Source organism: Marinitenerispora sediminis (assembly GCF_003336425.1).
GTDB lineage: Bacteria > Actinomycetota > Actinomycetes > Streptosporangiales > Streptosporangiaceae > Marinitenerispora > Marinitenerispora sediminis.
The window spans coordinates 1-6,669 of the sequence record NZ_QEIO01000215.1 but is presented as its reverse complement, the minus strand read 5'-3'; the positions used below and the strand labels follow the sequence as shown (position 1 = coordinate 6,669).

Annotated in this window: 11 protein-coding genes; 1 reads left to right on the top strand and 10 read right to left on the bottom strand. The window is 74.8% G+C overall.

Features of this window, described 5'->3' with window-relative positions; genetic code table 11:
• Positions 1–146: 146 nt before the first annotated feature.
• The 10 genes from DEF28_RS28635 to DEF28_RS24915 all read right to left on the bottom strand — a co-directional run bounded on the left by DEF28_RS28635 (position 147) and on the right by DEF28_RS24915 (position 5,743).
• The gene (locus tag DEF28_RS28635; protein ID WP_114399662.1) at positions 147–557 is read right to left on the bottom strand and encodes a gas vesicle protein K; all 411 of its coding nucleotides are present in this window, start codon (positions 555–557) and stop codon (positions 147–149) included.
• Positions 547–852 (bottom strand): gas vesicle protein, encoded by a 306-nt coding sequence (locus tag DEF28_RS24955; protein ID WP_309485841.1) that lies wholly within the window; start codon positions 850–852, stop codon positions 547–549. Before DEF28_RS24955 ends, DEF28_RS28635 begins: the two co-directional genes overlap by 11 nt.
• Before the next feature lie 17 nt (positions 853–869).
• Positions 870–1,754 (bottom strand): GvpL/GvpF family gas vesicle protein, encoded by an 885-nt coding sequence (locus tag DEF28_RS24950; protein ID WP_114399664.1) that lies wholly within the window; start codon positions 1,752–1,754, stop codon positions 870–872.
• Positions 1,751–2,158: a gas vesicle protein gene (locus DEF28_RS24945; RefSeq protein ID WP_114399665.1), complete on the bottom strand. Its 408-nt coding sequence runs from the start codon at positions 2,156–2,158 to the stop codon at positions 1,751–1,753. The genes DEF28_RS24950 and DEF28_RS24945 overlap by 4 nt, the downstream gene beginning before the upstream one ends.
• A gap of 45 nt (positions 2,159–2,203) precedes the next feature.
• On the bottom strand, positions 2,204–3,277 hold the full coding sequence (locus tag DEF28_RS24940) for an SRPBCC family protein (protein WP_233515526.1): 1,074 nt from the start codon (positions 3,275–3,277) through the stop codon (positions 2,204–2,206).
• Complete coding sequence (locus DEF28_RS24935; RefSeq protein ID WP_114399666.1) at positions 3,270–3,842, bottom strand: hypothetical protein; 573 nt, start codon at positions 3,840–3,842, stop codon at positions 3,270–3,272. The genes DEF28_RS24940 and DEF28_RS24935 overlap by 8 nt, the downstream gene beginning before the upstream one ends.
• A gap of 13 nt (positions 3,843–3,855) precedes the next feature.
• Complete coding sequence (locus DEF28_RS24930; protein WP_114399667.1) at positions 3,856–4,110, bottom strand: gas vesicle protein GvpG; 255 nt, start codon at positions 4,108–4,110, stop codon at positions 3,856–3,858.
• 27 nt (positions 4,111–4,137) lie between these two features.
• The gene (locus tag DEF28_RS24925) at positions 4,138–4,878 is read right to left on the bottom strand and encodes a GvpL/GvpF family gas vesicle protein (RefSeq protein ID WP_114399668.1); all 741 of its coding nucleotides are present in this window, start codon (positions 4,876–4,878) and stop codon (positions 4,138–4,140) included.
• On the bottom strand, positions 4,878–5,303 hold the full coding sequence (locus DEF28_RS24920; protein WP_114399669.1) for a gas vesicle structural protein GvpA: 426 nt from the start codon (positions 5,301–5,303) through the stop codon (positions 4,878–4,880). The genes DEF28_RS24925 and DEF28_RS24920 overlap by 1 nt, the downstream gene beginning before the upstream one ends.
• Positions 5,304–5,437: 134 nt before the next feature.
• Positions 5,438–5,743: a gas vesicle protein GvpO gene (locus DEF28_RS24915; protein ID WP_114399670.1), complete on the bottom strand. Its 306-nt coding sequence runs from the start codon at positions 5,741–5,743 to the stop codon at positions 5,438–5,440.
• Between the two features lie 289 nt (positions 5,744–6,032).
• On the opposite strand from DEF28_RS24915, the gene DEF28_RS24910 reads away from it, so the two are divergent.
• On the top strand, positions 6,033–6,575 hold the full coding sequence (locus tag DEF28_RS24910; protein WP_114399671.1) for a hypothetical protein: 543 nt from the start codon (positions 6,033–6,035) through the stop codon (positions 6,573–6,575).
• The last annotated feature ends 94 nt before the right edge of the window (positions 6,576–6,669 follow it).

Sequence of the window (6,669 nt, the reverse complement as noted above, 5' to 3'; positions counted from 1 at the left end):
CGCCGCCGGGCCCGGGCGGGGCTCGGGCTCTGCGGGGCGGGGTGAGCTGGTCGTCGCAGCACACCCAGAGCGCGGCCAGCGGGGGTTGTCCGGTGCCCCGGCGCGGTCCGGCGGACCGGAGTCGCGAGGCCGCCGCGCGCCCGGGCCTACTCCCCCTCGCGGGGCAGCAGCGGGCCCAGCGGGCCCAGGTCCAGGTTGAGGTCCTCGACCTCCAGCCCGTACTGCTCGCGCAGCTCCGTCATCCGGTCCTCCAGGAGCATGAGGGTCATGCCGATGCGCTCCTCCTGCTCCTCGGTGAGGTCGCCCTGGTCCACCCTGCGCAGCGCCTGGCGCTCCATCAGCTGGCGGACCAGCTCGACGACCGTCAGCACCAGCTTCATCAGGTCACGCTCGACGGTCTCGGGGTCGGTCCGCAGCCGGGCCGCCGCTCCGGGGGACCGGCGGTCCAGGGCGCGTCCGACCGCCTCGCGGGGGCTGGGCTCCTCGCCGGCCGCCTCCGACGTCGCGGTCTCCTCCGGGCGGCGGCCGGGTGTCGCGTGGTCGGGGTCACGGGCCACTCGGCGGCTCCTCGGGGTCGTCCGGCCGCAGGCCCACGAGCGGGTGTCCGTGCCGCCAGGGGGAGGGCACGTTCTCGTTGATGGAGGAGACGAGGGCACGCAGCGAGACCCGGACGAGGTCGACGTCGGCGATGGAGATCGTCAGGTCGCCTCCGATCACCACGCCGGTGGCGAGGACCCGGTCGAGCAGGTCGACCAGCGAGATCTCCCGGTTGGCGAGCGGGTGGGCCTCGTCCACCGTCCGGGCGAGCGAGCCTCGGGAGTCGGGGAAGCCGGTCCGCGCGTCGCGGGCGATGGGGAAGGCGTCGTCGGTCACGGCGCCCCCTCACTCGGCCCGCCGCCCGCGCCGGCGCGCCGCCCGGCGTCCGCGGGGCCTCCCGCTGCTCCCCCGGCCGTCTCCGCGGCCGGCTCGTCGGCCACCGAGGCGAACGAGTACGGGACCCACGGCCCGGAGACCTCGATCCTCGTGCCCCCGGGAGCGCGCTCCCTCAGCCGCGCGACGGCGTCCAGGAAGGGCTGCGAGCGCTCGGCCGGGACCAGGTAGGCGGCGTTCAGCACGTTCTCGCCGCGCTCGCCGGTCAGCCGGACGTGCTGCGGCCGGTGCTGCTCGCGCGCCTCCGCCAGCCCGCGCAGCGCCTCGTCGACCTCGCGGACGAGCCCGGTCGCCTGCTCCCACGTGTCGTCGCGCCGCTGCCGCTGCTCGCGGCGTCGCCGCAGGTAGGCCTTGCCCGGGCTCTCCCGCGCCTCGGTCTGCGGGGTGCCGGAAGGGCCGGGGGCGCTTGAGGAGGCGGCGGGGTCGGCGTAGACCTTGACGCCCCATTCGACGCGCCCGGCGAGCCGGGACAGGGCGGCGCCGAAGCGGTGGCGTCCGTCGCGCAGCATCTCCCGGACCCGGTCGTCGCCCCGGTAGACGGTGGCCAGCCGCAGCGGCAGTGTGACGGCGTGCCGGGCCACCTCGTCGACGACCCGGTTGTGGGCGCGCGCCACCGCCTCCAGCCAGTCCAGGTCCTCCAGCTTCGCCTTCAGGGCGTCCTCGTCGTACTCGCGCAGCGGCACCGCGCTCGTCACCGCCACCAGGTCGTCCTCCGCGACGAGGCGGACGGGGTGCTCCCCCACTCCGCGCAGCTCGCGGACCGCCCCGGCCGGGAAGGGGCGGGTCAGCGCGTAGACGTAGGCCGCGCTCTCGCCCCCGCTCATCGCTCACGCTCCTCGGCCTGGCGGCGCTGGCGGGCCGCGGCGCGGTCGGCCTCGACTCCGCCGGCCCGCAGGGCAGGCGCGTCCTCGCCCTCCAGGGCGGCGATGTGGTCGCGCAGCCGGCGGTTCTCCAGCGCCAGTTCGTCCTCCTCGCGCGCCGCGGCGGACGACAGGGCGGGGTCGTGCTCCCACCAGTCGATCCCCATCTCCTTGGCCTTGTCGACCGAGGCCACCAGCAGGCGCAGCTTGATCGTCAGCAGCTCGATGTCGAGCAGGTTGATCTTGATGTCACCGGCGATGACGACGCCCTTGTCGAGTACGCGCTCCAGGACGTCGGCGAGGTTGGACCCGCCGCCGGAGGGCTGCACCGCTGTGGTCTGGCTCCGCCACGGCGTCGGTTCGGTCACGAGTGCTTCTCCTGTTCCGTCAGCGGTCCGGCCCGCCGGCTGTGCTCAGCGGCGTGTGCGGCGCCGGCGCGGCTCGGGCTCCTCCTCGTACTCGTCCTCGTCGAGGTCCGCCTCCTCGTCCTCCTCGCGGCGCGCCGCGGGAACGCGGCGGGGGCGCTCCTCCTCTTCTTCCTCCTCCTCGGGCTCCTCGTACTCCTCCTCTTCGGCCTCCTCGGGCTCGCGCTCCTCGCGCTCCTCCTCTTCGGCCTCCTCGGGCTCGCGCTCCTCGCGCTCCTCCTCCTCGCGCTCCTCCTCGGCGACCGCGTCCTCGTGCGAGCGGACGACCTCGCCCTCGCGGATCTCGCCGCGCCAGCCCTCGACCGGTTCGTCGCGGTCGCGCATCATCATGTGCCGGCGGAAGTGCTTGAGGTCCAGGCGCAGACGCCGGCCCTGGGCGCGCCAGAGGTTGGCGGTGTTCTCGAAGAAGCCCTTCGGGTGGTACTCGACCACGACGAGGATCTTGGTGAGGTCCTCGGTGACGGCGTGGAACGTCACCGCGCCGCGGACGGTGCCCTTGTCCCCCTCCGAGTTCCAGGCGATGCGCTCGTCGGGGATCTGCTCGGTGATGCGGGCCTGCCAGCTGCGGGTGGACAGGAAGATCCTCGCCGTCCAGTTCGTGGAGACGTCGTCCTTCCTCTCGACCGAGCGGACGCCCTTGGTGAACGTGCTGAAGTCCCCGTACCGGGTCCACTGGTCGTAGACGGTCCGCACCGGGACGCCCACGTCGACGTCCTCGACGATGGTGATCGGCTGCTTGCCGCCCCGGCCGCCCCGCAGCCGGCTCAGCAGGCCCCCCGCGCGGCCCTTGACCGCCTGCTTGCCCAGCGCGCCGAGCACGCTGACGGGCCCCTTGCCTTCGGCGAGCTTCTTCCCGCCCGCCAACAGGGCGCCCGCCGCCCCGCCGGCCTGGTCGCCGAGGCGCTCGACCCGCCGGACCAGCCCGTCGGCCGCCGATCCGATGAGGCCGCTGGCCTTGGCGGTGGCGTACCGCTGGAGCTCGTGCATCAGCCGCTCGGTGGCCGGGTTGCCGTTCGCCTTCTGCCGGAGCCGGCCGATCGGTCCGCTGCTCTGCTCAGCCACGTTCCTCACCGCCTCCACCGCCGCTGTCGTCGCGCCGCTGCCGCGGCGTGCCGGCGGCGCGCCGGGCTGCCGTCGCGGTGCGGCCTGCCGCGCGCTTCGTCGTCCGGGCGGCGGCCTCGGGCGCGCGCTTGCCTCCGCGGCCGCTCTCGCTCCGGGAGCTACGTGCCGGCCCCCGGCCCGCGGCGGCCGGCTCGGGCTCCTCCGCCCGCTCCTCGGCGGGCTCCTCCCGGTCCTCGGCGGACTCCTCCTCGTCCCCGACGCCCTCGAGTGCGTCGCTGCGGCGGCGCAGTGCGTCGGACGCCCGGTCGATCCAGTTCGTGGCCAGCAGCCCGGCAGCGTCGCGGCCGGCGGACAGCAGCTCGTCCTTCGCCTGCCCCCGCAGCTCGTCGACGACCGGCATACCGGCGATCTCCTCCCGCAGGTCGGCGAGCAGCCGCTGCGGGTTGACGCCGAACCGGCGGGCCGCCAGGTAGCCGGCCAGGACCACGGCCAGCCTCAACTTGCGGCGCCGCCCCAGCGCGTAGCCGGCCGCGACGGCCAGCACGATCTTCGCGGTACTGCCCATGGGTCTCTCGCTTTCATCCGGTCCCGCCCGCGGCACGGCGGGCCTGCCCCTCCTCCAACCGGTCGAGGAGCTCGTCCTCCAGCCGGTCGAACTCCTCCTCGGTCAACTCGCCCTCGTCGAGACGCCGCGACAGCTCGGCGAGCTGGCGCCGGATGGCGTCGGGGTCGTAGTACTGCCGCTCCGCCTCGTCGACGACACGGCGGATGGTCCACCCGGCGACCCTGGCGGGCGCGAGCGGCAGAGTGGCGATGGCGCTGAGCAGTCCCATAGCGGACTCCTCTCGGTGCTTCCTGGCTCACTGCTCCTGGCGCGGCCGGGGCGCCACGAAGCTGTAGGGCGGCAGCGGTTCGCTGACGCGCACCTCCATCAGGTCGGCGGTCCCGGCGCGCAGCCGCTGCACGGCCTCGTCGACCTCGCGGAGCCGGGAGCGGTCGACCAGCAGCGACACGTTGGCGAGGCAGCCGTCCACGGGCGGTCCGAGGGCGAGGCGTTCGGCGTGCGGGCGCAGGGCCTCCAGGACGCGGTCGGCGTCTCGGCCGCGCAGCCGCTCCAGGGCGTCGGCGACCTGCTCGCCGAAGGCGATGCGCTGGTCGTGGGTGCCGCCGCCGGCCGCCCGCAGCTCCTCGTTGGCGGCCCGCAGCTCCGGGTCGGTGAGCAGCGCCTCGCGCAGCGCCGCCTCCTCCAGGTGCGCGGCCTTGACGTTGACCTCGACCCTGCCGTCGAGGCGGTCCAGCTCCCCGCGGTAGTACTGCGCGGAGCGCTCAAGTTCGGCGAGGACGGCGTCCTCGCTGTCGGCGAGGGTCCCGAAGCGCATCGGCAGCGCCGTCCCCTGGCCCATCAGCCGGTCGAGGACGCGCTGGTGCGCCTCCAGGTCGCGCCGCTTGGCCCGCAGGCCCTCCGGCGCGTCGCTCACCACGGCGGCCAGTCCGGCGGAGCGCAGCACCCGCACGGGCTCGGGGGGCGCGCCGACTCCCTTCTCCCCGTCGATGTCCAGCGGGTGGCCGTCCCGGGTGACCGCGTACACGTAGCAGCTCATCAATCCGCCTCTCTCTTGGACCGCGAGCTCCGCGCCCGGGGCGCGCGCGCCGGCTCGCGCTCCTCCTCGTCGTCGCGCAGGCGCCCGCGCAGCGACTCCCCGATGGCCTCGGCCGCACCGGTCAGCGCGCCCTTGCTCTTGCCCTGCGCGCCCTTCTCGGTGATGTCGCCGACCATCTCGGGCAGCGTCTCCGACTTCGTGGCAGCCGTGAGGTCAAGGCGGTTGCACGCCTCGGCGAACCGCAGGTAGGTGTCGACGCTGGCGACGACGATCCGGACGTCGACGGTGAGGATCTCGATCCCCACCAGCGAGACCCGCGCGAAGACGTCGATGACCAGCCCCTTGTCCAGGATGAGGTCCACCACGTCATAGAGGCCGCCGGACTGCGAGGGGCCTCCTCCGCCTGTCTGCTGCACTACCGTCATGGTTCTCGCGCTCCTTTGTCGCCGTCACCGGCGCTGGGAAGGCAGTGGACCGGCCGCGCGGCACGCTCCTGCGCCCGGAGCCCGCCCCGGCGGGTCCGGCGGAGTCGTCCCGGTCGCGCGGCCCAGCCGCCCGATCAGGCCCGGCCCGCCCGCCCGCGCGTGTAGGAGCGGACGCGGCGGTAGCCGACGAGCTCACCGTCCTCGTCGAGTTCGACGGTGTAGGTGGCGAGCACACTCACGGTGTCGGGGACCCGCTGCAGCTCCAGGGCCTCCAGGGTCACCGTCCACCCGTCGTCGGTCCGCTCCAGCCCCGACACGGACTCCACGGGGACCCCGGTCAGCTCCTCGAACTCCTCACGAGCCGCCTGGATGCGCTGCCGAGCAGTCGGCCGCCGCCGCCGCTCACCTCCGCGCGCCCCGGCGCCCCGCTCGTCACCCATCGAATCCTCGTCGTCCACGCTTTGGCCGATCCGGTCGATTCAGTACTGCTATCGGCCCTACCGCCACCTTGCCGCCCGAAACCCGGCACCTTACGAAAAATGCAGCAAAGCCGTACTGACCTGCCCGTATGGGACGCTTCACCCGAACGGCGAGCGATGCCCGATTGGATCGCGGCGGTGATCGCCGGGAGCAGGCTGGGCAGGAGGGGGAGAATGGGAGCAAGGGGCCGGTGGAGGCCGTGAGCTGGGTGCGGGTGGGCTTCGCCGGGTTGGTCGGAGGGAGGATGCCATGCGCCGGAACACCGTCCGGGAGCCGTCCCGCGCCGAGATGGCGAGGTACGCCGGGAAGTTCGGGGACGTGTTCGCCTCCGCGGGGCTGCCGCGGCTGTCGGGGCAGGTCGTGGGGTACCTGCTGGTCTGCGATCCGGAGCTGCGGACGGCGGGGCAGATCGCCGAGGCGCTCGGGGTGCAGCGGTCCGACGTGGACGCTCCGCTGCGGCTGCTGGTGGCGGTCCAGTTGGTGCAGCGGTCCATTCCGCCGCACAGTCCGACACCGGTCTACCGGCTGCCGGACGCCCGGCACCGGCGGGAGCTCGTCCGGGCGCGGCTGCGGCTGCCGGGCGCCGTGCGGGCGCTCACGGAGGAGGGCCTGGTGCTGGTCGGCGACGAGGAGGGGGCGGGCCGGGGCCGGCGGCTGCGGGAGCTCCGCGACTTCTACGCGCTGGTCGAGGAGGACATCGGGCGGCTCCGGGAACGGGTGGAGGCGCACCTCGCCGAAGAGGAGCGGGGCCGCGGCGGGGTGCCGAGGCCCGGGCCGGCCCGGGGGCGGTGACCGCTGCCGGAGGGCGGGCGCCGGAGGTCGGTGCGGCACCGGCCGCGGGGAATTCGACACGGATATCCCCGCCGCCGCGGGACGGCGAAGCCGG

Coding starts and splice junctions, on each gene's coding strand:
- DEF28_RS24950 (WP_114399664.1), bottom strand. CDS start 1,754: ATGAGCGGGGGCGAGAGCGCGGCCTACGTCTACGCGCTGACCCGCCCC.
- DEF28_RS24935 (WP_114399666.1), bottom strand. CDS start 3,842: ATGGGCAGTACCGCGAAGATCGTGCTGGCCGTCGCGGCCGGCTACGCG.
- DEF28_RS24930 (WP_114399667.1), bottom strand. CDS start 4,110: ATGGGACTGCTCAGCGCCATCGCCACTCTGCCGCTCGCGCCCGCCAGG.
- DEF28_RS24925 (WP_114399668.1), bottom strand. CDS start 4,878: ATGAGCTGCTACGTGTACGCGGTCACCCGGGACGGCCACCCGCTGGAC.
- DEF28_RS24920 (WP_114399669.1), bottom strand. CDS start 5,303: ATGACGGTAGTGCAGCAGACAGGCGGAGGAGGCCCCTCGCAGTCCGGC.
- DEF28_RS24915 (WP_114399670.1), bottom strand. CDS start 5,743: ATGGGTGACGAGCGGGGCGCCGGGGCGCGCGGAGGTGAGCGGCGGCGG.
- DEF28_RS24910 (WP_114399671.1), top strand. CDS start 6,033: ATGCGCCGGAACACCGTCCGGGAGCCGTCCCGCGCCGAGATGGCGAGG.